Below are 21,634 nucleotides of genomic sequence, written 5' to 3'. Positions count from 1 at the left end.
TCCGGCCGCCGGTCAGTGCAGGCGCAGCAGCCCGGCGGCGGTCGGGCGGAACCCGCACCGGGCGTAGAACGACTCCAGGTGCGGCTCGTAGTCCACGTGCAGCCAGTCGGCGCCGCGCGCCCGCGCCTGCTCGGCGGCGGCCCGGACCAACCGCACGCCCAGGCCCCGGCGGCGCTCGGCCGGGTGCACGGTGGTGTCCAGGACGAACGCGTGCACACTGCCGTCACCCACCACGTTGACGTAGCCGACCAGGCGGCCGTCGCGCCGGGCCGTGACCCAGAGCAGGCTGCGGGCGTGCACGGGGGCGAACGAGGTGTCCCGGTGCTCGGGCCAGGAGGCGGCGAACAGTTCGTTGAGTTCGGCGTCGGTGAGCGCGGGGCTCACCTGCAGCAGCGGAGGTCCGTCGGTCATGCCGGACAGCCTGCCACGCGGAAGCTTTGCCGAACGGTCAGCCAACGCGGGCGCCGCAGCCGGTAGCGTCCCGGACATCCCCACCGAGACCCACCGAGAGGTGCACCATGACCCCTGCCCCCACCCCTGCCCCCGTCCCCGTCCCCGTCCCCACCCCCGTCCCGCTCGCCGCGCTCGCCCGCGCCCTGCCCGAGGCGTGGGCCTCGCAGGTGCTGGCGGGGGTGGCCGGCGCGGTGGTCAAGGTGCTGCGGATGGACGGGCGCCCACTGCCCGCCGAGGCGCACCCCCACCCCGAGCTGCTGCTGGTGCTCGACGGGGTGCTGGAACTGGACCTGGCCGGCGCGGACCTGACCCTGCGCACGGGGGAGCTGTGCACCGTCCCGGCCGGTACCCGGCACACCGTCAGGCCGGGCAGCCGGGGCACGCTGCTGCTGGTCGAGGCGGCAGACTGCTGACATGACGCCCGCACTCAGCTACCCCGAGGTCGGCGCCACCGCGCCCGGTGGCTCCCTCCCGCCCGGCTACCGCCACCTGCGCCACCGCACCCGGCTGGGCAGCGGACGCGCCCGGTTCGAGGCGGCGGGCGAGCGGGTGCTGACCTTCGCCATGCACCGCGCCGTCGGCGTCGGAGTGACCGCGGACGCCGAGCGCGCCGCCCCGGGGGTACGGGTGCGGGTGCTGCTCGGGCGCGGGCGGATCGGGGTGGCGGCGCCGTGCGAGGTGGTGTGGACGGTGCGGGACGAGGCGCGGATCGGCTTCGGGTACGGCAGCCTGCCCGGCCACCCGGAGTGCGGCGAGGAGGCGTTCCTGGTGGAGCTGGACGGGGCGGGCGAGGTCTGGTTCACCGTCACCGCGTTCAGCCGTCCGGGACACTGGGCCACCCGCGCGCTCGGGCCGCTGGTCCCGGTGTTCCAGGCGGCCTACGCCCGCCGTTGCGGGCGGGTGCTGCGGCGGATGACGGCGGGACGGGGATGATGGCGGGATGACGAGTTTCGATGCAGTGCTGGTCGCCGCCGACGACGAGGCCCGGCTGGCCGCGTTCTGGGCGGCGGCGCTGGGGTGGCGGCCGGACGCGGACGGGGTGCTGCGCCCGGCCGGGCCGGGCGGGGTCGGGCTGCGGTTCACCCGCGCGGCCGGGCCCAAGCGCGGCAAGAACCGGGTGCACCTGGACCTGGCCGGCGGCGCGGACCCGGCGGACCGGGTGGCCCGGTTGCTCGCGCTCGGGGCCACCCGGATCGACATCGGCCAGGGCGCGGTGCCGTGGCAGGTGCTGGCGGATCCGGAGGGCAACGAGTTCTGCGTGCTGCCCGTCCCGGACACCGACGGTCCGCTCGCCCAGCTCTGCCAGGATGCCGCCGACCCGGCCCGGCAGGGTGCGTTCTGGGCGGCGGCGACCGGGTGGCAGGTGGTCGAACTCACCGCCCACGTGGTGCGGTTGCGGGCTCCCGGTGCGGCCGGACCGACCCTGGTGATGGGCCCGCCGGTCACCCCGAGGCCGGGTCCGGCCCGCTGGCGGTTCCAGCTCACCGCCGCCGACGGGGGTGCCGGCGGGGGCGGTGAGGCGCTCGACCCGGAGGGGAACGAGTACCAGATCGGCCCGGTCACCGGCGGCCCGGTCAGCGGCGGCCCGGCCGACCGCGGTCCGGTTACTGGCGGACCAGCGCGGCCGTGAGGTCGGTGGACGGGAAGACCGCGGCGCCGACCCGCAGGTGCCCGGGCAGCGCCGCCCACAGCTCGTCGAGCAGCTCGGCCGCCGAACCCGCCCCGATCCGCAGCTCGGTGAACGGGGCGCCGGTGGCCACCTGCTCGCCGTCCGAACGGTAGGTGGTCAGCAGCACGCCCTCGCCCGGTGCCAACGCGCCGACGCTGAGCAGCAGTCGGTCGGTGTCGGGCCGGGCGCCGGCGCTGTGCCGGGCGGCGCCGTACCAGGTGCGGGTGCCCGGCGCGAAGTCGGCGACCACGGTCAGGCGCGGGGTGTGGATCGGCGGGTCGGGCTCGTAGTCCAGCTCGTCCAGGGCCAGCGGGGCCGCCAGTCCGTCGGCCAACCGGTCCGCCACGGTGGCGACTTGCTCGCCGTTTCCGTAGACCAGCCGGTCGCCGACCCGCCGCGCGGCGACGTAGTGGCGCAGGTGGTCGTGCGCCCCGGCCGCGCTGGGGGCCACCAGCAGGTCGCCCGCCGGGTCCACGCCCAGCGTGCGGGCCCGGGAGGCGGGCGAGCGGCCGGTCAGGAAGTAGGCGCCCAGCGGCGCCCCCTGGGTGGAGCGGCACCACAGGACGCCCCGCCCCGGGTACGGGTTTCCGGTCAGCACGCTGGTCAAGGCTTGCACTGCGGTGTGGCCCCCATCGGCTCGGCCCGGCGGGGTGCGCCGGGCGTGGTGATCGTGCCCATACCGTAGGGGGCGTGGACGGCCCCGGGACCGTGGGGGTGGCCCCGGGACCGCGAGGCATTCTCGGCGGCAGCCCGGGGAAAAGTCCAACACTGCTGGTAGGAATATGAGTTGACGGTTTGTCAGCAACGATCTCGGCCGCTCCACCGCTCCACCACTCGGCCGCTCCACCACTCGGCCGCTCCACCGCTCGACCGGTCGGCGGGGTCCGCTCAGAGGCGCACCAGCGCGTCGGGGGTCAGGTCGGCCAGCGACGGGTAGCCGTCCACCGCCATGATCAGGTCGGCCTCGGCGAGCAGGCTGCGCAGCACGTGGACGATCCCGTCGGCCCCGCCCAGCGCCAGCCCGTAGGCGTACGGCCGCCCGACCCCCACCGCGGTGGCCCCGAGCGCCAGCGCCTTGACCGCGTCGGCCCCGCTGCGCACCCCGGAGTCGAAGAGCACCGGCAGCCCCTCGGCCGCCTCGACCACCCCGGGCAGCGCGTCCAGCGCCGGCAGCCCGCCGTTCGCCTGGCGCCCGCCGTGGTTGGAGCAGTAGACGCCGTCCACGCCCGCGTCCCGGGCCCGGCGCACGTCCTCGGGGTGGCAGAGCCCCTTGAGGATCAGCGGCAGCCGGGTCAGCGAGCGCAGCCACGGCAGGTCGGACCAGGTCAGCGGGTTGCCGAAGAGCCCGACCCACTCCAGCACGGCAGCCCCCGGGTTCTCCTCCGGGGTCTGCTTCAGGCGGGCCCGGAAGACCGGGTCGGAGAAGTAGTTGGCCAGGCAGTGCCCGCGCAGCTGGGGGAAGTTGCCGGTGGCCAGGTCGCGCGGGCGCCAGCCGGTGATCCAGGTGTCCAGGGTGACCACGATGCCCTTGAAGCCCGCCGCCTCGGCCCGGTGCACCAGGCTCGCCGCCAGCTCCCGGTCGGTGGGCGTGTACAGCTGGAAGAAGCCCGGGGTCTCCCCGAACTCGTCGGCCACCCGCTCCAGCGGGTCCACGCTCAGGGTGGAGGCCACCATCGGCACGCCGGTGCGCGCCGCGGCCCGGGCGGTGGCCAGGTCGCCGTGCCCGTCCTGGGCGCAGAGGCCGATCACCCCGACCGGGGCCAGGAAGAGCGGCGAGGCGAGGCGCTGCCCGAACAGGTCCACCGACAGGTCGCGCTCGCTCGCCCCGACCAGCATCCGCGGGTAGAGGCCCCAGCGCTGGAAGGCGGCCTCGTTGGCCCGCTGGGTGGCCTCGTCCCCGGCGCCGCCCGCCACGTACGACCAGATGGCGGGCGGCAGCGCGGACTCGGCCCGGGCGGCGAGTTCGGCGTAGGCCATCGGCAGGGCGGGCAGCACCCCGCCGAGGCCGCTCAGGTAGATCTCGTTCTGGTAGTCGCCGAAGCGCATGCGGACCGCCCTCTCCTGCTGCTCTGCTGGGAGGTCCCACCCTGTGCCTACGGGGCGATCATCGTCAACGCCCCCGGCAGCAGTCTGATCCGGGCCGGCAGGGTGGCGATCTCGTCGCCGTCCGCGCAGACCGGGACCGGGCGGTCGGCGTCCACCACCACCTCGCGGGCGGTGTGCAGGGCGACCTCGGGCCGGCGCACGTGGGTGCCGCGCTTGACCTCCTGCATGAAGGAGACGATCTGCGAGCGCGGGCCGTCGCCGACCACCATCACGTCCAGCAGGCCGTCGTCCGGCACCGCCGGCGGCACGATCCGCAGCCCGTGCCCGTACGCCCCGGAGTTGGCCACCACCACGGTGTGCGCGCGGACCTCGCTGCGCTCGCCGTCCACGGTCAGCGTGTAGCCGGCCGCGCGCCAGCCCAGGATCGCCCGCACCGGCGCGAGCCGGTAGAGCAGCAGGGCGGGCAGGCCGCGCCCGGCGTTGATCAGCTGGGTGGCCACCGAGTCGATGCCGATGTAGACGTTGCCCGGGGCGATCACCCCGTTGACCTCCAGCACGTCCAGCGCGCGGGTGGTCCCGTCCAGCAGCAGCCGGGCCAGTGACGCGGCGTCGGACGGGAAGCCGAGCAGCCGGGCCAGGTCGTTGCCGCGGCCGGCCGGGACCACCGAGAAGGCGCCGCCCGCACGCACCGCGCCGGCCGCGGCGTCGCGCACCAGGCCGTCGCCGCCGACCGCGACCACCACGTCACCGCGCTCCGCCGCCGCGGCGGCGCACTCGACGGCGTGCTCGCGGCCGCGGGTCAGCTCGGTGCGGACGGGCGCGCCGGCCCGCCGCAGCAGGTCGGCGATCGGCTCCCAGCGGGCCGGGGCCCGCCCGCCGCCGGAGATCGGGTTGACGATCGCGGTGAAGGCGCGCACCTCAGCCCTCCGCACGTGGCAGCAGCACGCCCGGGTTGAGGATCCCCGCCGGGTCCAGCACCGCCTTGACGGCGCTCAGCGCCTCGATCGCCAGCGGGCCGACCTCCTCGGCGTAGGTCGCGCGGTGGTCGGTGCCCACCCCGTGGTGGTGGGTGATCGCCGCGCCGGCCGCCCGGATCGCCGCGTTGGCGGCCTGCTTGGCCTGCTGCCACTGGCCCACCGGGTCCTCGGTCTGCGCACAGGCGACGGTGAAGTAGAGCGAGGCGCCGGTCTCGTACACGTGCGAGATGTGGCAGAGCACCAGCGGCGGGGTGCCCTGGGCGGTCAGCGCGGTGCTGAGCGCTTCGGTCACGGCGGTGCGCAGCGCGGACAGGTTGGACCAGAAGGTCACCGTCTCCAGCGTCTCGATCAGCACCCCGGCGTCCAGCAGCGGGTCGCGCAGGTACGGGGCCCTGAACCGGCCGGTGCGCCAGGCCTCGCCGGGCTCGGTGCCCAGCGCCTGCCCGCCCGCGGCGGTGAGCACCTCGGTCACGGCGGCCCGGCGGGCGGCCACCTCGGCGGCCGTGCCCTCGTAGCCGGTGACGGCCATGCAGCCGCCCGGGCCGCCGCCGAACATCGCGGCCGGGTCGGCCAGGTTGACCGAGGTCTCGGCCTCGTCGGACAGGCGGAGCACGGTGGGCATCGGGCCGTCCTGGGCCAGCCGGCGCAGCGCCGCGGCGCCGGTGGCGAAGTCCGGGAAGCGCCAGCCCTCGAAGACCCGCTCGGCCGGCAGCGGGCGGACCCGGACGGTCACCGAGGTGATCACGCCCAGCGCGCCCTCCGAGCCGAGCACCAGCTGGCGCAGGTCCGGGCCGGCCGCCGACTTCGGGGCGGTGCCGCTGGTCAGGGTGCCGCGCGGGGTGGCCAGCACCAGGCCCACCACCATGTCGTCGAACCGGCCGTAGCCGGCCGAGGACTGGCCGGCCGAGCGGGCCGCCGCGTAGCCGCCGATGCTCGCGCCCTCGTAGGACTGCGGGAAGTGGCCGAGCGTCAGGCCCTTCTCGCGCAGCTGCCGCTCGGCCTCCACGCCGCGCAGGCCGGCCTGCAGGGTGGCGGTGCGGGAGACCTCGTCCACCGCGAGCACGGCGTCCAGCCGCTTGAGGTCCAGGGCCACCACGCCCGCGAAGCCGGCCCGCTCGGGGGCCAGGCCGCCGACCACCGAGGTGCCGCCCGCGAACGGGACCACCGCGTAGTTCAGCTGCTCGCAGCGGGCGAGCAGGTCCACCACCTCCTGGTGCGAGCCGGGCAGCACCACGGCGTCGGGCGCGTCGGAGGCGTCGCCGGCCCGCAGGCGGAGCAGGTCGGGGGTGGACCAGCCGCGGGTGTGGGCCAGCCGGGTGTCGTGGTCGGCGCTCACGTGCGCGGCGCCGACCACCTCGGCCAGGGCGGCCAGGTCGACGGCGGGCTCGGCCAGCGGGATCGCGGCGAGCTCGGCCGGGGGCTGCTCGGGGGTGCGGACGCCGAAGGCCGCGAGGGTCTCGGTGGCGGCGGCGGGCAGCGTGGTGCGGTGGGCCGGGTCGCCCCAGCGGTAGGGGTGGAAGTCGGTGCGGGGGAGGTCTGCCTCGGTCATGGGGTCCTCGGGGTGGTACTGGGCTGCGGGTGGGCCTCGCTGATACACTTGTACATGTGGTGTCGCAGCGAATCAACAACGAAGACGGTAGCGGGTCCGGCCTGACCGGGTCGGCGCCGCGGTCCGCCAATGCCATTCCGGAGCAGCGGATCCTCGACGCGGCATACCAACTGCTGCTCACCGTCGGCCTGCAGCGGATCACCATGGCCGACCTGGCCCGCCAGGCCGGGGTCTCCCGGGCCACCCTGTACCGCCGCTGGCGCGGGGTGCACGAGGTGCTCGGCGAGCTCACCAAGCGGGAGTGGACCACTCTCGCGCTGGACGCGATGCCCGAGGACGGCTCGCCGCTCGGGCGCGCCGGTCTGGTGGACGGCGTGGTGCGGCTGGCCCGGGGGATCCGGGTGCACCCGCTGCTGCGCCGGATCGTCGAGCTGGACCCGGAGTTCCTCACGCCCTACCTGCTGACCCGGCGCGGCACCAACACCAACCACCAGCTGGAGCTGCTGGAGCAGGCCGTGCGGCTGGCGATGGCCGAGGGCTCGGTGCGGGCCGGCGATCCGGCGCTGCTGGCCCGCTCGGTGCTGCTGACGGTGTGGTCGTTCACCCTCACCGGTCCGGTGTTCACCGACTCGCCGGACGGCAGCGGCGCGCAGCTCGACCGGCTGGACGAGGAGCTGCGCCTGCTGCTCGACCGATACCTGGCCCCCTGACCCGAGGAACCGCCCGATGAGCACTGCCCTGAACGCCGCCCGGCGCACCCGTGAACTCGCCGAACTCGCCGAGGCCCGCGAGCCGGTGGACGTGCTGGTGGTCGGGGGCGGGGTCACCGGCGCGGGCGTCGCGCTGGACGCGGCCGCGCGCGGGCTGTCGGTGGTGCTCGCCGAGAAGCACGACCTGGCGTTCGGGACCAGCCGGTGGAGCTCCAAGCTGGTGCACGGCGGCCTGCGGTACCTGGCCTCCGGCGCGGTCGGGATCGCGCGGGAGAGCGCGGTGGAGCGGGACATCCTGATCCGGCGCACCGCACCGCACCTGGTCCGGGCGCTGCCGCAGATCGTGCCGCTGCTGCCCGGGACGGGGTTCGCGGGCGCGGCGCTGGTGCGGGTCGGATTCCTGGCCGGGGACGCGCTGCGGATCTCCGCCGGGACGCCGGGCTCGGTGCTGCCGCGCTCGCGACGGCTCGGTGCGGCCGAGGTGCTGCGCTACGCGCCGACCGTGGCCGCCGCCGGGCTGCGCGGCGGACTCGCCTTCTGGGACGGGCAGCTGACGGACGACGCGCGGCTGGTGGTGGCGCTGGCGCGGACCGCCGCGGGGCTGGGCGCCAAGGTGCTGACGCAGTGCGAGGCGGTGGAGGTCTCCGGGGAGGGGGCGCTGCTGCGGGACCGGGTCGGCGGCGAGGGCGTGCGGGTGCGGGCGCGGATCGTGATCAACGCGGCCGGGGTCTGGGCCGGGGAGGTGGTGCCCGGGATCACGCTGCGGCCGAGCCGGGGGACGCACCTGGTGTTCCCGCAGTCCGCGTTCGGCGGGCTGAACGCGGGGCTGACCGTGCCGGTACCGGGGGAGACCAACCGCTTCGTCTTCGCGCTGCCCGCGCCCGAGGGGCGGGTGTACGTGGGGCTGACGGACGAGGCGGCGCCCGGGCCGATCCCCGACGTGCCCGCACCGTCCGCCGCCGAGGTCGACTTCCTGCTCGGCACCATCAACTCGGCCCTGCGGGTGCCGCTCTCGCCCGCGGACCTGCTGGGCACCTTCGCGGGGCTGCGGCCGCTGCTGGACGACGGGACGGGGCGCACCGCCGACGTCTCGCGCAAGCACGCGGTGCTCACCGACCCCAGCGGCGTGGTCACCGTGGTCGGCGGCAAGCTGACCACCTACCGCAGGATGGCCGAGGACGCGCTGGACGCCGCGCTGGCCCGCACCCCGCTGCCCGCCGCCCCCTGCCGCACCCGCCGCCTGCCGCTGGTCGGCGCCGCCGCCCCGGCGGCCCTCTCCGCCGTCCCGGCACCGCTGCACCTGGTCCGCCGCTACGGCACCGAGGCCCCGGCCGTGCTGGCCGCCGGCCCCGCCACCCCCGTCGCCCCGGGCCTGGACACCACCCTCGCCGAACTCCGCTTCGCCGCCACCCACGAGGGCGCCCTCAGCACCGCCGACCTGCTCGACCGCCGCACCCGCATCGGCCTCGCCGGCACCGCCCGGACCGCCGCGGAGCAGGCGGCCCAGGAGGCCCTCTCCGCCTGACGCCCCCCGGCGGCCCGGCCCGGCAACCCCGCCGGACCCGCCCGTCCGCGGGTCGGCGAGGATGTGGACCGTGAACCTCACCCTCGGCCCCGACCGGCAGACCCGCACCTTCGACTGCGAGTGCTGCCAGGCCCCGATCGACCGCTCCTGGTGCCATGTCCTCGCCGACGGCACCCCGTTCGCGCTGTACTACGCGAACTGCTACCACCACCGGGACCAGGAGCACGACGCCTGGATCGACGTGGTCCTCGGCACCTGGGGCACCACCCCCGACACCTGGACCGACCACACCACGTTCACCTGCCGGGTGGGACCCGTCCCCGGCCAGGACGCGCCGGCCGCCACCCTGGTGGACGGCGGCACCCTCTACCCGGACAGCCCGCTGTTCGGCCGCAAGCTCACCCGGGCGGACGGCCTGGCGCACCCGCTGCTCCCGGCGTTCTGGCAGGTGGTGGACTTCGTCCTGGAGCACGACCCCGGGGTCAACGTCCACCTCTACGGCGCGGGCTGACCGCGGGGGCGGGGCCGGTGGCCCGGGGCCGTCAGGTCGAGCGTGGTTGGGCGGCCCGGACGCGGTGCAGGTGGATCAGGACGTCGAAGGAGTGCCCGAGGGCCTTCGACACCTCGGGGCAGGGGTAGTCGGTGCCTATGCTGCGGGTCGGGCGGGCGCTGGAGAGCCAGGCGCGGGCGACGGGGGCCACGGTGCGCAGGTCCAGGTAGAAGTCCTGGCGGCGGACCTGTTCCAGGGTGTGCTCGTTGCTGCCGGGGCCGGGCGGGCCGACGGTGTACGGCTGCCAGGGCGGTGCGGGGTTGTCGCCGGCGGTGTCCCTGGCCAGGAAGGACCCCTGGCCGAAGGTGCACCCGACGGGCAGGTAGGCCGCCCCCAGCGCGTCGCGCAGGAAGGAGCCCTGGCTCCCGGGGTACAGGCCGGGCAGGTCGCCGAGGTACCCGACGTGCCCGTCGTGCGCGGAGAGCAGCACCTTGCCGCCGCTGTGCCGCTGCCACCACAGGACGTTCTGCGCCATCGCCCGGTCGCGGAACCGGTTCGCGGCCGCCCGCCCGGCCGGGTCGCCGAAATCGAAGGCGAGGTAGCCGGCGGTCTGCGCGACGGACCGCGCGTGCTGCGCCGCGAGCGCGGCCGCGGGCCCGTCCGGGCCGGGCCGGCCGGCGATCAGGTTCGCGGCCTGCTGCGCGTCGGCCGCCAGCCGCTGCCGTTCGGCGAGCGGTCGGCCGAGCAGGGCGAAGGCGTCGTCCAGCGGGCGCAGGCCCGCGTACAGGGCCGCCACCCGGGCCGACAGCTCGGGCCGGGCGCGCCGCAGGTAGTCGGTGATCCGCCGGAAGAAGGCGTCCCCGATCCCGGGGAAGCCGACGTCGTCCCCGACGAAGTGCAGCGGGCGCGCCGGGTGGTGGACGTTGTAGTCCCGCATCCAGCGCAGCAGGGTCACGAGCTCCTCGCGGTCCCAGGGCGATCCGGCCAGCGTCTCGGCCACCAACTGCCGCACGTCGCCGCCGCCGTGCTGCAGGTACTCGTCGATCCGCACCCCGGCGGGCCACCCCACCCCCAGGGCGAAGGTGGTGAACCCCTTCTGCGCGACCAGCCAGCGGAAGATCCGGTCCTTCACCGCGAGGAACTCGTGCGAGCCGTGGGCGGCCTCGCCCAGTCCCACCACCGTCGCGTCGCCGATCATCGCCCCCAGCGGGTGCAGGTCGGCCGGGTCCGTGCCGGGCTCGGTCGAGCGCAGCGGGTGGGTGCCCGGCCGCAGCGCGTGCCCGGGGTCCACCGCGGCCGGGGCGCCCTGGGCGGCGGTGGCCGGGATCAGCAACGCGGCGGTGACGGCCACTCCCGAGGCCAGCAGCGCACGCCGGCTGCGTGGTTCGCCGCATCCGTTCCGGGTCATGCCGGGGCTCCCTCCCACTCGCTGCGTGGACGCGCCGGCCCGGGCGATCGGTTGCAGCGGGTCAGGGCGTGCGCGGCAGGGGCGCGGCCGCGGCGAGCACGTCGACCGTCGGCTCCTGGTGGCGGAGGGTGCGGGCGCGGAACCGGTCCATCAACTGCCGGACGGAAACCCGGTTGCGGGTGCGCCGTCCGCGGCTACCGTGGGCGGCATGACTGCTGATCAGACGGACGCCCCCGAGGACCTGTTGGGGCGCGCCGACGCGTGCTACCACGATGCCGTGTTCGGCGGGGAGCCCGGTGAACTGGTCGGCGCCGACCGGGCGTTGGACCAGGTGGAGGCCCGGCTCGCGGTGCTGCGGGGCAAGGTGGTGCACGCCCGCTTCCTGGCCGACCGGGTCGCGGACCCCGAGGAACTGCGGCTGTTCGAGCGGGCGGTGGCGCTGTACCGCGCCCTCGGCGACGAACGGGGCGAGGGGGAGGCGCTGTTCTGGGCCGGCTGCTACCACCAGGTGGTGCAGGGCGAGGGCGGGGCGGCGCTGCCGCTGCTGGAGCGGGCCCGCGAGCTGGCGCACCGCACGGGGGACCGCCTGACGCTCAGCTACGCCGTCCGCCACCTGGGGTTCGCGGCGTACGACGCCGGCGACGCCGACACCGCGGCCGCGCTGCAGCGGGAGTCGATCCGGCTGCGGGAGGAGATCGGGTTCACGGCCGGCGCGGCGGCGGGCAAGGCCGCGCTCGCCTACCTGGAGGCCCGGGCGGGGCGGCCGGCGCAGGCCGAGCAGCTGCTGGCCGAGGCCGCGACCGAGGCCGCAGCGGTGGACGCCAAGGGCGTGCTGGGGTGGGTCGAGCAGACCCGGGCGGAACTGGCGGGCGGTCAGTAGCAGGGCCCGCGCAGTGCGCCGTCGGCGTACCCGTCGGCCGCCCGCCGGTCGGCACCCGCCCGGTCAGCCCGCCGCGCGGTCGCGCCGCTGCCGCTTGCCGAGGGCGGCCTTGGACAGGTCCTCGGCCGAGGAGCGCAGGTTCTTGTAGCCGTAGCCGCGCTGCTCCAGCCACTCCATCGCCGCCGCCTCGGCCCGCGCGGTGGCGGGCAGCAGGTCCTCGTCCGCGGCGCCGGACTCCTGGAACCGGAAGGTGAAGTCGGCGCGGGCCCGCAGGTCGTAGCTGAGGTGTCCCTCGGGGGTGAAGCGGGCGAAGAGCACGTCGTGGTCGGGCGCCTCGGCGAGCAGCTCGGCCCGCTGCTCCTCGGTGAGCTGCTCGAAGACGCCACGGACCATGATGCGGAACGTACGGTCGGTCATGCCGCGACCCTAACCGGGGCGGCGCGGCCCCGACCACCGGATTTCCCGTGCCCGGTCACACGTCCTGCGCCTCCAGCACCCCGGCCTCGATCGCCCGCAGCAGCTCCGCGTGGTCCGCCTCGGTCTGGTCGGCGTAGCGCATCGCGAACTCCGCGATCGCCTGGTCGAAGGTGTCGCTGCCGCCCAGGTACCCGGCGATGGCGATCCGGTCCCCGGAGCGCGCGTGCGCCCGGGCCAGCGCCGTCCCGCACAGGGCGGCGTACTCGCGCAGCCCGCCCGTGGTCATCCGTTCCACCTCGGCGGAGCCCTTCATGTCGCGCAGTTGCCGACCGTAGAAGTGCCGGCCGGCCGGGCCGGTGGTCCAGCCGAGGAAGATGTCGCTGGCCGCCTGCAGCAGGCGCTGCCCGGCCACCACCCGGTGCCCCTGGTGCTGTGCCACCGGGCCCTTCGCGTACCGGGCCAGCACCGACGGCTGGGCCTCCTTGATCTGCAGGAAGAGCGGGTCGTCCAGGTCCCGGCCCTGCAGCAGCACGATGAAGCAGCGGGTGCCGACGCTGCCCACCCCGACCACCTTGCGGGCCGCGTCGGTGAGCTGGTAGCGGTCCAGCAGCACCTTGCGGTCGTCCGGCAGGCTGGACCGGTACTGGCTGAAGACCTTGCCGATCGCCCGGTAGTCGGTGACCGGAACCGGCTCCACCAGCGGCGGGTCGGCCACGATCCGGGGGTGGCCGTCGCGCGGTTCGGTGAGCTTCTCCAGCGCCTGCAGGCTGGTCCGGCGCCGGGCGTGCTCCAGGGTCTTCTCCACCCGGCGCTGCCGCTTGCCGGTGACCAGCGGCAGCAGGGCGTCGGCGTCCAACCGCTCGTACCAAACGTCGAGTTCGCCCATCCCGGCGAGCCGGCGCAGGTGCAGGCGGTAGGCCTCGGCGGCGGCCAGGGCGGCGGCGCGGGCCTTCTCGTCCGGGTCGCCGTTGCCCCGGGCGGCCACCGCCACGCTGGCGGCCAGCCGCTTGACGTCCCACTCGAACGGGCCGGGGTGGGTCTCGTCGAAGTCGTTCAGGTCGAACAGCAGCGAGCGCTCCGGGGAGGCGTACACCCCGAAGTTGGACAGGTGGGCGTCACCGCAGAGCTGGACGGTCAGGCCGCTGTCGGGCCCGTTCGCCAGGTCGGCGGCGAGCACGGCGGCGGCCCCGCGCAGGAAGGTGAAGGGGGTGCGGGCCATCCGGCCGTAGCGGATGGGCAGCAGCTCCTGCACCCGGTCCGCGGCCTGCTCGATCAGCACGGTGATCGGATCCGGCCGGTCGGCGGCGGGCTGCCACTGCCCCTGTGCCCGTCGTCCCACCCGCTGGCGGGCGGCCCGCCCCTGCTTGACCCGCTCCGCCGGTGTGGTCACGCTGCGCCTCCCAGTGATCGAGAACCTGGGCGCCATTCTGGGCACGGCCGCACCGGCCCGCACCCGCAGCCACCCGGACGGGCGACCGGCGCGGCGCGTCCCGGACGGTCAGTGGTTCCCGAACAACTGGTCCATCGCCCGCCGGTCCCGCTTGGTGGGCCGGCCGGCGCCGCGGTCGCGGACGGCGAAGGTGCCCGCCTGGTCGGCGGTGGGGCGGGGCAGGCTCTTGTCCACGAAGCACTCGGCCGCGACGGTGGCGCCGACCCGCTTGCTGATCAGCCGGGAGACGATCACCACCCGGTCCCAGTTCTCCTGCCGCACCCGCACCTCGTCGCCCAGCCGCAGCGTCTGGGCGGGCTTCGCCCGCTCGCCGTTCACCCGGACGTGCCCGGCCCGGCAGGCGGCGGCGGCCACCGAGCGGGTCTTGGCGAGCCGCACCGCCCAGATCCAGGCGTCGACCCGGGCGGAGCCGGTCGCGGAACCTTCGTCTACAGCCATGCCCCGACTCTACCCGCGCCCCGCGCCGGACCGGTCCGGCGCCGTGGGTGACGCTGCCCGGGGCACCCGCCGGGCGGCGCCCGATGTCACGTCAGCATCGGTTCGGTGTCCAGTCAATGACGTGCCATCAGGTCCGGGGAACGTTGACCCCGGGGTAGTTGCAGGCGGACACGGTGGCGGCCTGCAACTGTGCCGGGGGCAGGGTCGCCGCCTGGGGGAGGGTCGGCTTGGCGGTGGGATCGGTCGGCGGCAGGTCGGCCGGCAGCAGCCGGGCGTCCGCCACGTCGGTGGGTCCGCCGCCGCCCAGGCAGGCCACGGCCACCACCGTGATCGGGGTGCCCGGTTGGGCGGCCCGGATCGGCGCGACCCGCCAGACGGAGCTGAACTGGCTGTCCTTGAGCTCCACCAGGTCGAGGTGGTGCCAGGTCGGCCCGGTGCTGGTGGGCGAGGCGCTCGCGCCGGCCGGGGGAGAGGCCAGCGGGCTGGTGAAGTAGGCCGCGAAGCCGACCAGGGCCAGGTGGGTACCGGTGGCCTCCAGTTCCACCGAGCCCGCGTCGGACGCGGTGGCGCGGAAGGCGAGGGTGACCCCGCTCGGCAGTGGCGCCTCGCCCGGACAGGAGCTGGCCGGCAGGTCCTTGGGCGGGTTGCCGTGCACGATGGCCGAGGCGACCAGGCCGCCGGTGGAGAGCTGGAACCACCGCATGTCCGGTGCGCCGCCGAAGCTGTCGTTGACCACGTCGCCCAGGCAGTAGCCGGAGAAGTGCAGCTGGCAGCCGGCCGGAACGGTGCGCAGGATGCTGGAGTTGAGGCTGGCGCTGGGGTGGACGTGGGCGCCGGCGCCGTAGGTGGTGGCGAAGAACTTGGTCTTGGCGTTGTCGGCCGGGGCTATCGAGGCGTCCACCCCGCAGTCGGGTGCGGCGGAGGCCGACGGGCTGGGGTCGGCGACGGTCTTGCCGTGGCCGGACTGGGTGGTGGCGATCAGGCCGGCCACCAGCGCCAGCGCGGCGGCCGCGGCGGCCACCAGCACGCCGACCGTGGGGCGGCGGCGTCGCCGGACCAGGGCCTCGTCGGCCAAGTCGGGGTCGGCCTCCAGGGTGTCGAGGTCGGCGGAGCGGCCGTCGGCGGTCGCCGGGGCGGAGGGTGCCCCGGTCGCAGCGCCGGTCGCGGGGGGTGGCGGCGCCGATTGCGGATCGGATGACTCCGTTTCAGCTTCCGGAGCCTCGTCCTCCGCCGATCGCTGTCGCGGGAAGTCGTTGAGCACTGCGTTGAGCTCCTGCCACCGCTCCTCCCAGAGCGCCACATCACCCCCGCAGGCTCCGACGTAGGCCAAAGTGACCTCCAGCGTCGGCTGCCGCATACCGCCGGCCGCGTCGCTGAGGGTGCTGGCGCTGAATCCGGCGGTCACCGCGAGCGCCCTGTAGGTGGGGTTCCCGGCCTGTTCGCGTACGTTCCGCAGCTCGTGCGCGAAGGCCTGCAGCGGCCCTTCGGTGGGGTCGATGGGACGTGGTTTGCGGGCCAACGAGTCTCCTGGGCTCTGCCCGTGCCGCCGCTGCTACGGGGCGGCCGGGTCTGTCGTCCGAACGCGCGTTCCTGATGATGCCTACTGATGGCAAGTCAGTCCGGCGCTGTGATGGTACTCGGCCAGGTTTGGCGCCCGCGACCGTGAGGTGGACACAGTGCTGTTACGTACGGACCATTCGCGACGTAACGGGCGATCACCTCCCGGTGGCGCCCGGTAAACCGAATGTTGAATTTTGTTCCAACCCTTGTTGACCTGCGCATGCCTGGCTAGCCTCGTCGCGGGCCGCCCGACCGAACGGGGATTCGGGCAGCTCACTCCCCCACCGGTCCCGGGCGCCATCGTGCCCGCGGGCCCCCTGTGCACTCCCGGTTCACCGACCCCAGGAGGCAGTTCGTTGTTCAGCTCCCCCACCACCGCCCGGATCCGCCGGATCTCCCTCGCGCTCACCGGCACCGCGGCCCTGGCGCTGTCCGGCATCGCCGCGGCCGCCCCGGCCGGTGCCGCGCCCAGCACCGTCCACAGCAAGGGCGGCACCTCCTGGGTGCGCTCCTGCGCGACGCTGGCCAAGGGCGACACCATGGCCTGCCACGCGTTGCAGGTCACCAACGCCGTCCAGCACGTCAACGCCCTGGGCGTCACCCCCAACGCGACCCCCGCCGGCTTCGGGCCCGCCGACCTGCGCAGCGCCTACAACCTGCCGGCGGGCGGCGCGGGCCAGACGGTGGCCATCGTGGACGCCTACAACGACCCCAACGCGGAGTCGGACCTGGCCGTCTACCGCTCCCAGTACGGCCTGCCGGCCTGCACCACCGCCAACGGCTGCTTCAAGAAGGTCAGCCAGACCGGCAGCACCAGCAGCCTGCCCGCCAACAACTCCGGCTGGGCCGGCGAGATCTCGCTGGACCTGGACATGGTCTCGGCGATCGCGCCCAACGCGCACATCATCCTGGTCGAGGCCAAGACCGCGAGCATGACCAACCTGGGCACCGCGGTCAACGAGGCCGTCAAGCTCGGCGCCAAGTTCGTCTCCAACAGCTACGGCGGCGGCGAGTCCTCGGCGGACACCAGCTACGACAGCAGCTACTTCAACCACCCCGGCGTGGCCATCACGGTCTCCTCCGGCGACTCGGGCTACGGCGTCGAGTACCCGGCCGCCTCCAAGTACGTGACGGCGGTGGGCGGTACCGCGCTCAAGCGGGACTCCAGCGCGCGCGGCTGGAGCGAGTCGGTCTGGTCCACCAGCTCGACCGAGGGCGCCGGCTCCGGCTGCTCGGGCTACGACGCCAAGCCGAGCTGGCAGACCGACAGCGGCTGCGCCCGGCGCACGGTCGCGGACGTGTCGGCGGTCGCCGACCCGGCCACCGGTGTCGCGGTCTACCAGACCTACGGCGCCTCCGGCTGGGCGGTCTACGGCGGCACCAGCGTGGCCGCCCCGCTGATCGCGGGCGTCTACGCGGACGCGGGCACCCCGAGCGCGGCGGTCCCGGCCGCCGACGCCTACGCCCACCGGAGCTCGCTGAACGACGTGACCACCGGCGCCACCGCCGGCTGCTCGCCCTCCTACCTGTGCACGGCGGGTGCGGGCTACGACGGTCCGACCGGCCTCGGCACCCCGAACGGCCTGGCGGCCTTCACGGGCTGACGCCCGACGGCTCCGCGCGACGGGGCCCGGCACCCGGTGCCGGGCCCCGTCCGCGTGCCCGCGCCCGGCCCGCCCCGGACGGTGCGTCAGTTCCCCCGTCCACAGGGGCGACCGGGACGACAGCGGAGGGCGGCAGAATCCGACGGAGTACGTACCAGTCCACCTCTCGTACGAGGAGAACCGTGCACCTCAGTCGCATCCTCCGCCGGATACCCGGATGGGCCGCCGTGGTCCTGACGGCAGCGCTGCTGGGCGCCGCGAGCCCGGCGACGGCCTCGGCCACCACGCCCACGGGCAGCGCGGCCGCCGCGCTGGCCGCCGCCAACGTCGGCAAGACCGCCGGGACCTGTGCCAACACCCCGACCCACAACTCGCTCGGCGGCACCCAGTTCGAGACCAGCTGCACCGGCGGCTCCGGCGGCCCCGAGTACTGGTGCGCGGACTTCGCCATGTGGGTCTGGGCCAACAGCGGCTTCTCCACCGTCGGCCTGAACGCCGGGGCCGACAGCTTCCAGACCTACGGGCAGCGCAACGGCACCCAGCACACCGCGACCTCCTACGTCCCGCAGGTCGGCGACGCGGTCGAGTACGGGTCCACCAAGGACTCCCTGATCCACCACGTCGGCATCGTCACCGCGGTGAACGCCGACGGCTCGGTCACCACCGCCAACGGCGACTGGAACGGCGACCCGACCACCACCACCCAGGCCGCCTGGGCGGTCAGCTCCTCGGTCGTGTCGGTGACCCTGCCGGCCGGCCAGACGGCGGTGGGCAGCGAGCCCAGCACGGTCGACACGGCCGACGGCTACTACATCGTGGGCTACACCACCCCGGTGGCGGCCGGCAGCAACCCGTACACCCCGACCCAGGTCTGCGGCAGCGGCTTCGGCGTGGTCGACTCGCACAACCTCGGCGGGGCGCAGATCTACCTGCTCTACAACTCCGCCACCGGCAAGAACTGCGTGACCACCCTGGTGACCAACCCGACCACCCAGGTCGCGCTGAACGCCACGCTCGCCGTCCAGGGCGGTGGAAGTGCCAACAACCCGGGCAACTTCACCTACTACGCGGGGCCGGTCACGCTGCCCGCGGCGGCCGCCTGCGTGATGTGGGGCGGCAGCTACCAGGGCGTCAGCTGGACCAGCCCGTGGAGCCACTGCGGCTGACACCCGTTCGGCCGATCTTCCGGCCGCGGGGGAATGAACGGGCGGCGGGCGGTGCTCCGGGGAGCACCGCCCGTTCCACGCACAAGGAGAACAGCCACAGATGAAGATCGCGGTTCTGGGTACCGGTGAGGTCGGCCGCCGCATCGCCGGCCGGCTCGTCGAGCTCGGGCACCAGGTGACCCTCGGGTCGCGCACGGCGCAGAACGCGGCCGCCGCCGACTGGGCCGCCGGGACCGGCGGTGCGCACGGCACCTTCGCCCGGGCGGCGGCCGACTCCGAGCTGGTGGTGAACGCCACCGGCGGCCTGGTCTCGCTGGCGGCGCTGACCGCCGCCGGCGAGGAGAACCTGAGCGGCAAGGTCCTGGTCGACGTGGCCAATCCGCTCGACTTCTCCGGCGGCTTCCCGCCCAAGGTCGTCCAGGTGGACGGGCTGAGCCTGGCCGAGCAGATCCAGCGGGCCTTCCCGCGGGCCCGGGTGGTCAAGACGCTCAACACCATGAACAACGAGGTGATGGTCCGGCCCGGCCTGGTCCCCGGGCACCACACCGTCTTCCTCGGCGGTGACGACGCCGAGGCCAAGGCCGTGGTGGCCGCCCTGCTCCGGGAGTTCGGCTGGACCGCGGAGCAGATCCTCGACCTGGGCGACCTCAGCAGCGCCCGGGACACCGAGCAGGCGGTCTCGCTCTGGGTCCGCCTCTACGGCGTCCTCGGCCGGCCGGACTTCAACTTCGCCGTGGTCACCCCCTGACCCACCGGCCCGGTCGCGTCCCGCGCCGCCGGGCCGGCCCCCGGACCTACCGGGGCAGCTGCGCCATCAGGTCCCAGCCGTCCAGCTCCAGCTCCCGCGGCTGCTCCGGCCGCCAGCCGCGGGCCAGGGCCAGGTCGAGCAGCCCGCGGGCGGTGCCGGGCTCGTGCAGGTTGAGCCAGTGGTCCGCGGTGCCCACGGCGCCCGAGGGGAGGTAGCCGTCGGCGACCGCGCGGCCCGGGCCGCCACGGAAGCGGACCAGCAGCCGGCCGGGAGCGCGGTACCGGCGCAGCACGAGGACCTCGGTGCAGTCGCGGTAGCGCGGGCCGGGGTCCACCCGGTGCTGGTGGCGGACCGTCCACAGGTAGGTCAGCTCGCCGACCAGCAGACGCCGGGCCCGCTTGGTCCGGCGGATCACCCGTTGGTCCCGAACCGGGCGACGAACCTGCGCTGGCCGGGCGTCTCGACGGCGTGCGGGCGGTAGTGCGCGCGGACGTAGCCGACCGCCGCGGCGCCCGGCACGCCGTCCAGCACGGCCAGGCAGGCCAGCGCGGTGCCGGTGCGGCCCTGCCCGCCGGCGCAGGCGAACTCGATCCGCTCCGTGCCGGCCCGCTCCAGCACCTCGCGCAGGGTTTCGGCGAGCGCGGCCGGGTCGGCCGGGAGCCGGAAGTCGGGCCAGCGCAGCCACCGGGACTCCCAGGCCACCGGCGCCGGCTGACGCCCCAGCAGGTACACCCCGAACTGCGGCAGCGGTCCGTCCGGCAGCGGCCGGCTCAGCCCCCGGCCGCGGACCAGCCGCCCCGAGGGCAGCGCCAGGACGCCGGGGGCGCCGGGGTTCCAGGTGGGTACGGACGACGTCACCGGGCGAGCCTATGCTGGCGCCCCACGACCGGTGAACCCGACCAGCGGGGACCGCGCACCGGCTGCTCGGGTCGGGTCGGGTCGGTGGACGGCATCGCGGGTCATTGTGGCGCCTCCGCATCTCGGGCCAGCTGGATATGATCCACCGTCAGATCATCAGATCGGGTATCCAGGGGGGCACCATGTCCGAGCAGCAGGTCCGCGACCTGACCGACAGGATCGCGCTGGTGGTCGGCGGCAGCCGCAACCAGGGCGCCGCCATCGCCGAGAACCTCGCCGCCCGCGGCGCCACCGTGGTGATCAGCTACGCGGGCAGCGCCGAGGCGGCGGAGGAGACCGTGGCCGCCCTGCGCAAGCACGGCGGCACCGCCGAGGCGGTGCGCTCCGACGCGGGCGACTCCGCCGACGTGACGGCCCTGTTCGAGGGCGTGCTGGCCCGCCACGGCCGAGTGGACATCGTGGTGCACACCCCGGGCATGGTGCTGAAGAAGACCCTCGCGGAGACCACCGACGAGGACTTCGACGCGATGATCGGCGCCAACACCCGCAGCGCCTTCCTCACCCTGCGCGCGGCCGCCCGCTCGCTGGCCGACAACGGCCGGTACGTGATCCTCTCCACCACGCTGACCTCGGTGATGACCGGCCCCTACGGCCTGTACTCGGGCAGCAAGGCCGCGGTGGAGCGGATGGTGCTGGCTGCGGCCAAGGAGCTGGGCGCGCGCGGCATCACGGTGAACGCGGTGGCGCCCGGCCCGGTGGACACCGACTTCTACCGGCACGCGGAGACTCCGGAGTCGATCGCGGCCGCCACCCAGCACAGCCCGCGCGGCCGGCTCGGGCTGCCCGGGGACATCGCGCCGGTGGTCGGCTGGCTGGTCGGCGCCGAGGCCGGTTGGGTCTCCGGCCAGACGGTGCGCGCCAACGGGGCGATGTTCTGATCCGTGAACACCCGTGCCGGTGGGCAGCCCGGGTCCTCTAGGCTGCCCACCGTGCTGAGCAATACGACCATCCGATCGGAAGGCGACCGCGCCCATGGCTAGCTGGGACTGGTCCACCGTCTCCGCCCTGGCCACGGCGGGCGGCACCCTGGTGCTGGCCGGGGCCTCGTTCGCCTCGATCCGCTCGGCCGACCGGGCCGCCCTCTCGGCCGAGCGCGCGGTGCTGGCCTCGCTGCGCCCGCTGCTGGTCGCCTCCACGCTGGAGGCGCCGAGCCAGAAGCTGATCTGGATGGACGGGCACGCCTGCCGGCTCACGGGCAGCGCCGGCTACCTGCGGGTGACGGACGAGAACCTCTACCTGGCCGCCTCGCTGCGCAACATCGGACCGGGGCTCGGGGTGATCCACGGCTGGCGGATCGCGGACGCCGAGAGCTACGGGCAGACCCGGCACGCCGACCCGGCCGACTTCCGCCGCCAGGCCCGCGACCTCTACGTGGCACCGGGCGACACCGGGTTCTGGCACGCGGCGCTGCGCGACCCGCTGGACCCGGACTTCCAGGCCCTGCTGGACCCGGTGAAGAACCGCGTCCGGGTGAACATCGACCTGCTCTACGGCGACGCCGAGGGCGGTCAGCGCACCATCAGCCGCTTCTCGCTGATCCCGGTCGGTGTTGAGGACGCCTGGATCTGCCAGGTGGTCCGCCACTGGAACGTGGACCGGCCGGACCCCCGGTAGCGCGCCCCCGCG

At 75.3% G+C, this 21,634-nt stretch carries 24 protein-coding genes; 12 read left to right on the top strand and 12 right to left on the bottom strand.

Translation table 11 applies throughout. The features are described 5' to 3' along the window. Positions 1 to 12: 12 nt before the first annotated feature. On the bottom strand, positions 13 to 411 hold the full coding sequence (locus tag ACFW1A_RS04020) for a GNAT family N-acetyltransferase (RefSeq protein WP_380403689.1): 399 nt from the start codon (positions 409 to 411) through the stop codon (positions 13 to 15). Between the two features lie 107 nt (positions 412 to 518). Between ACFW1A_RS04020 and ACFW1A_RS04015 the strand changes: the two genes are divergently transcribed. The 3 genes from ACFW1A_RS04015 to ACFW1A_RS04005 are packed head-to-tail and all read left to right on the top strand — an operon-like array spanning position 519 to position 2,083. Beyond that, the gene (locus ACFW1A_RS04015) at positions 519 to 866 is read left to right on the top strand and encodes a cupin domain-containing protein (RefSeq protein WP_380403686.1); all 348 of its coding nucleotides are present in this window, start codon (positions 519 to 521) and stop codon (positions 864 to 866) included. Between the two features lies 1 nt (position 867). After that, complete coding sequence (locus ACFW1A_RS04010; RefSeq protein WP_380403683.1) at positions 868 to 1,386, top strand: DUF1990 family protein; 519 nt, start codon at positions 868 to 870, stop codon at positions 1,384 to 1,386. 7 nt (positions 1,387 to 1,393) lie between these two features. After that, positions 1,394 to 2,083: a VOC family protein gene (locus ACFW1A_RS04005; RefSeq protein ID WP_380403680.1), complete on the top strand. Its 690-nt coding sequence runs from the start codon at positions 1,394 to 1,396 to the stop codon at positions 2,081 to 2,083. On the opposite strand, the gene ACFW1A_RS04000 is transcribed toward ACFW1A_RS04005, so the two are convergent. The 4 genes from ACFW1A_RS04000 to ACFW1A_RS03985 form a co-directional block, all read right to left on the bottom strand. Beyond that, entirely contained in the window at positions 2,058 to 2,720 is a 663-nt protein-coding gene (locus ACFW1A_RS04000; protein ID WP_380403730.1) for an IMP cyclohydrolase, read from the bottom strand. The two genes, ACFW1A_RS04005 and ACFW1A_RS04000, sit on opposite strands and share 26 nt — an antisense overlap. Before the next feature lie 290 nt (positions 2,721 to 3,010). Then, on the bottom strand, positions 3,011 to 4,168 hold the full coding sequence (locus tag ACFW1A_RS03995; RefSeq protein ID WP_380403678.1) for an alpha-hydroxy-acid oxidizing protein: 1,158 nt from the start codon (positions 4,166 to 4,168) through the stop codon (positions 3,011 to 3,013). A gap of 47 nt (positions 4,169 to 4,215) precedes the next feature. Further along, positions 4,216 to 5,085: a diacylglycerol/lipid kinase family protein gene (locus ACFW1A_RS03990; protein WP_380403675.1), complete on the bottom strand. Its 870-nt coding sequence runs from the start codon at positions 5,083 to 5,085 to the stop codon at positions 4,216 to 4,218. 1 nt (position 5,086) lies between these two features. Next, complete coding sequence (locus tag ACFW1A_RS03985; protein WP_380403672.1) at positions 5,087 to 6,694, bottom strand: FAD-binding oxidoreductase; 1,608 nt, start codon at positions 6,692 to 6,694, stop codon at positions 5,087 to 5,089. 56 nt (positions 6,695 to 6,750) lie between these two features. On the opposite strand from ACFW1A_RS03985, the gene ACFW1A_RS03980 reads away from it, so the two are divergent. The 3 genes from ACFW1A_RS03980 to ACFW1A_RS03970 all read left to right on the top strand — a co-directional run bounded on the left by ACFW1A_RS03980 (position 6,751) and on the right by ACFW1A_RS03970 (position 9,440). Further along, complete coding sequence (locus ACFW1A_RS03980; protein WP_380403669.1) at positions 6,751 to 7,404, top strand: TetR/AcrR family transcriptional regulator; 654 nt, start codon at positions 6,751 to 6,753, stop codon at positions 7,402 to 7,404. A gap of 16 nt (positions 7,405 to 7,420) precedes the next feature. Beyond that, positions 7,421 to 8,929, top strand: a complete 1,509-nt coding sequence (locus ACFW1A_RS03975; protein WP_380403666.1) for a glycerol-3-phosphate dehydrogenase/oxidase — start codon at positions 7,421 to 7,423, stop codon at positions 8,927 to 8,929. Positions 8,930 to 8,999: 70 nt separating this feature from the next. Next, complete coding sequence (locus tag ACFW1A_RS03970; RefSeq protein WP_380403663.1) at positions 9,000 to 9,440, top strand: hypothetical protein; 441 nt, start codon at positions 9,000 to 9,002, stop codon at positions 9,438 to 9,440. Between the two features lie 31 nt (positions 9,441 to 9,471). Here ACFW1A_RS03970 and ACFW1A_RS03965 read toward each other — a convergent pair whose 3' ends face one another. After that, positions 9,472 to 10,827 carry an erythromycin esterase family protein gene (locus ACFW1A_RS03965; protein WP_380403660.1) on the bottom strand — a complete coding sequence of 452 codons (1,356 nt, stop codon included), beginning with the start codon at positions 10,825 to 10,827 and terminating at the stop codon, positions 9,472 to 9,474. A 208-nt stretch (positions 10,828 to 11,035) separates the two neighbouring features. On the opposite strand from ACFW1A_RS03965, the gene ACFW1A_RS03960 reads away from it, so the two are divergent. Continuing rightward, a complete protein-coding gene (locus ACFW1A_RS03960; protein ID WP_380403657.1) occupies positions 11,036 to 11,707 on the top strand; it encodes a tetratricopeptide repeat protein in 672 nt (223 codons plus the stop codon). A gap of 63 nt (positions 11,708 to 11,770) precedes the next feature. Here ACFW1A_RS03960 and ACFW1A_RS03955 read toward each other — a convergent pair whose 3' ends face one another. The 4 genes from ACFW1A_RS03955 to ACFW1A_RS03940 all read right to left on the bottom strand — a co-directional run bounded on the left by ACFW1A_RS03955 (position 11,771) and on the right by ACFW1A_RS03940 (position 15,531). Beyond that, positions 11,771 to 12,124 carry a DUF6204 family protein gene (locus ACFW1A_RS03955; protein WP_380403654.1) on the bottom strand — a complete coding sequence of 118 codons (354 nt, stop codon included), beginning with the start codon at positions 12,122 to 12,124 and terminating at the stop codon, positions 11,771 to 11,773. A gap of 55 nt (positions 12,125 to 12,179) precedes the next feature. Then, a complete protein-coding gene (locus ACFW1A_RS03950; RefSeq protein ID WP_380403652.1) occupies positions 12,180 to 13,514 on the bottom strand; it encodes a DUF2252 domain-containing protein in 1,335 nt (444 codons plus the stop codon). A 108-nt stretch (positions 13,515 to 13,622) separates the two neighbouring features. Continuing rightward, the gene (locus ACFW1A_RS03945) at positions 13,623 to 14,012 is read right to left on the bottom strand and encodes an RNA-binding S4 domain-containing protein (protein WP_380403649.1); all 390 of its coding nucleotides are present in this window, start codon (positions 14,010 to 14,012) and stop codon (positions 13,623 to 13,625) included. A gap of 127 nt (positions 14,013 to 14,139) precedes the next feature. Continuing rightward, the gene (locus tag ACFW1A_RS03940) at positions 14,140 to 15,531 is read right to left on the bottom strand and encodes a helix-turn-helix domain-containing protein (RefSeq protein ID WP_380403646.1); all 1,392 of its coding nucleotides are present in this window, start codon (positions 15,529 to 15,531) and stop codon (positions 14,140 to 14,142) included. Positions 15,532 to 15,928: 397 nt separating this feature from the next. Here ACFW1A_RS03940 and ACFW1A_RS03935 point away from each other — a divergent pair, with 397 nt between their 5' ends. The 3 genes from ACFW1A_RS03935 to ACFW1A_RS03925 all read left to right on the top strand — a co-directional run bounded on the left by ACFW1A_RS03935 (position 15,929) and on the right by ACFW1A_RS03925 (position 19,090). Then, complete coding sequence (locus ACFW1A_RS03935) at positions 15,929 to 17,176, top strand: peptidase S8 (protein WP_380403643.1); 1,248 nt, start codon at positions 15,929 to 15,931, stop codon at positions 17,174 to 17,176. Between the two features lie 182 nt (positions 17,177 to 17,358). Further along, positions 17,359 to 18,342 carry a CHAP domain-containing protein gene (locus tag ACFW1A_RS03930; protein WP_380403640.1) on the top strand — a complete coding sequence of 328 codons (984 nt, stop codon included), beginning with the start codon at positions 17,359 to 17,361 and terminating at the stop codon, positions 18,340 to 18,342. A 100-nt stretch (positions 18,343 to 18,442) separates the two neighbouring features. Further along, positions 18,443 to 19,090 carry an NADPH-dependent F420 reductase gene (locus ACFW1A_RS03925; protein WP_380403638.1) on the top strand — a complete coding sequence of 216 codons (648 nt, stop codon included), beginning with the start codon at positions 18,443 to 18,445 and terminating at the stop codon, positions 19,088 to 19,090. Positions 19,091 to 19,136: 46 nt separating this feature from the next. Here ACFW1A_RS03925 and ACFW1A_RS03920 read toward each other — a convergent pair whose 3' ends face one another. Both ACFW1A_RS03920 and ACFW1A_RS03915 read right to left on the bottom strand, forming a co-directional pair. Next, positions 19,137 to 19,505, bottom strand: coding sequence for a hypothetical protein (locus ACFW1A_RS03920; RefSeq protein ID WP_380403635.1), 369 nt, complete (start codon positions 19,503 to 19,505; stop codon positions 19,137 to 19,139). Then, positions 19,502 to 19,948: a protein-tyrosine phosphatase family protein gene (locus ACFW1A_RS03915; protein ID WP_380403634.1), complete on the bottom strand. Its 447-nt coding sequence runs from the start codon at positions 19,946 to 19,948 to the stop codon at positions 19,502 to 19,504. Before ACFW1A_RS03915 ends, ACFW1A_RS03920 begins: the two co-directional genes overlap by 4 nt. A 182-nt stretch (positions 19,949 to 20,130) precedes the next feature. On the opposite strand from ACFW1A_RS03915, the gene ACFW1A_RS03910 reads away from it, so the two are divergent. Then, entirely contained in the window at positions 20,131 to 20,886 is a 756-nt protein-coding gene (locus ACFW1A_RS03910) for an SDR family oxidoreductase (protein WP_380403631.1), read from the top strand. A gap of 94 nt (positions 20,887 to 20,980) precedes the next feature. Then, a complete protein-coding gene (locus ACFW1A_RS03905; RefSeq protein WP_380403628.1) occupies positions 20,981 to 21,622 on the top strand; it encodes a hypothetical protein in 642 nt (213 codons plus the stop codon). Positions 21,623 to 21,634: the final 12 nt, after the last annotated feature.

The sequence above is a fragment of the Kitasatospora sp. NPDC058965 genome (assembly GCF_042741245.1).
Lineage (GTDB): Bacteria > Actinomycetota > Actinomycetes > Streptomycetales > Streptomycetaceae > Kitasatospora.
Note: the sequence above shows the minus strand (reverse complement) of the source record. Positions and strands in the feature narration are given on the sequence as shown.

Excerpts from the sequence above, each read along its gene's own strand:
- ACFW1A_RS03985 (WP_380403672.1), bottom strand. The coding sequence starts at position 6,694 with ATGACCGAGGCAGACCTCCCCCGCACCGACTTCCACCCCTACCGCTGG.
- ACFW1A_RS03910 (WP_380403631.1), top strand. The coding sequence starts at position 20,131 with ATGTCCGAGCAGCAGGTCCGCGACCTGACCGACAGGATCGCGCTGGTG.
- ACFW1A_RS03905 (WP_380403628.1), top strand. The coding sequence starts at position 20,981 with ATGGCTAGCTGGGACTGGTCCACCGTCTCCGCCCTGGCCACGGCGGGC.
- ACFW1A_RS03960 (WP_380403657.1), top strand. The coding sequence starts at position 11,036 with ATGACTGCTGATCAGACGGACGCCCCCGAGGACCTGTTGGGGCGCGCC.
- ACFW1A_RS04015 (WP_380403686.1), top strand. The coding sequence starts at position 519 with ATGACCCCTGCCCCCACCCCTGCCCCCGTCCCCGTCCCCGTCCCCACC.
- ACFW1A_RS04020 (WP_380403689.1), bottom strand. The coding sequence starts at position 411 with ATGACCGACGGACCTCCGCTGCTGCAGGTGAGCCCCGCGCTCACCGAC.
- ACFW1A_RS03965 (WP_380403660.1), bottom strand. The coding sequence starts at position 10,827 with ATGACCCGGAACGGATGCGGCGAACCACGCAGCCGGCGTGCGCTGCTG.
- ACFW1A_RS03925 (WP_380403638.1), top strand. The coding sequence starts at position 18,443 with ATGAAGATCGCGGTTCTGGGTACCGGTGAGGTCGGCCGCCGCATCGCC.
- ACFW1A_RS03945 (WP_380403649.1), bottom strand. The coding sequence starts at position 14,012 with ATGGCTGTAGACGAAGGTTCCGCGACCGGCTCCGCCCGGGTCGACGCC.
- ACFW1A_RS03995 (WP_380403678.1), bottom strand. The coding sequence starts at position 4,168 with ATGCGCTTCGGCGACTACCAGAACGAGATCTACCTGAGCGGCCTCGGC.
- ACFW1A_RS04005 (WP_380403680.1), top strand. The coding sequence starts at position 1,394 with ATGACGAGTTTCGATGCAGTGCTGGTCGCCGCCGACGACGAGGCCCGG.
- ACFW1A_RS04010 (WP_380403683.1), top strand. The coding sequence starts at position 868 with ATGACGCCCGCACTCAGCTACCCCGAGGTCGGCGCCACCGCGCCCGGT.
- ACFW1A_RS03955 (WP_380403654.1), bottom strand. The coding sequence starts at position 12,124 with ATGACCGACCGTACGTTCCGCATCATGGTCCGTGGCGTCTTCGAGCAG.
- ACFW1A_RS03975 (WP_380403666.1), top strand. The coding sequence starts at position 7,421 with ATGAGCACTGCCCTGAACGCCGCCCGGCGCACCCGTGAACTCGCCGAA.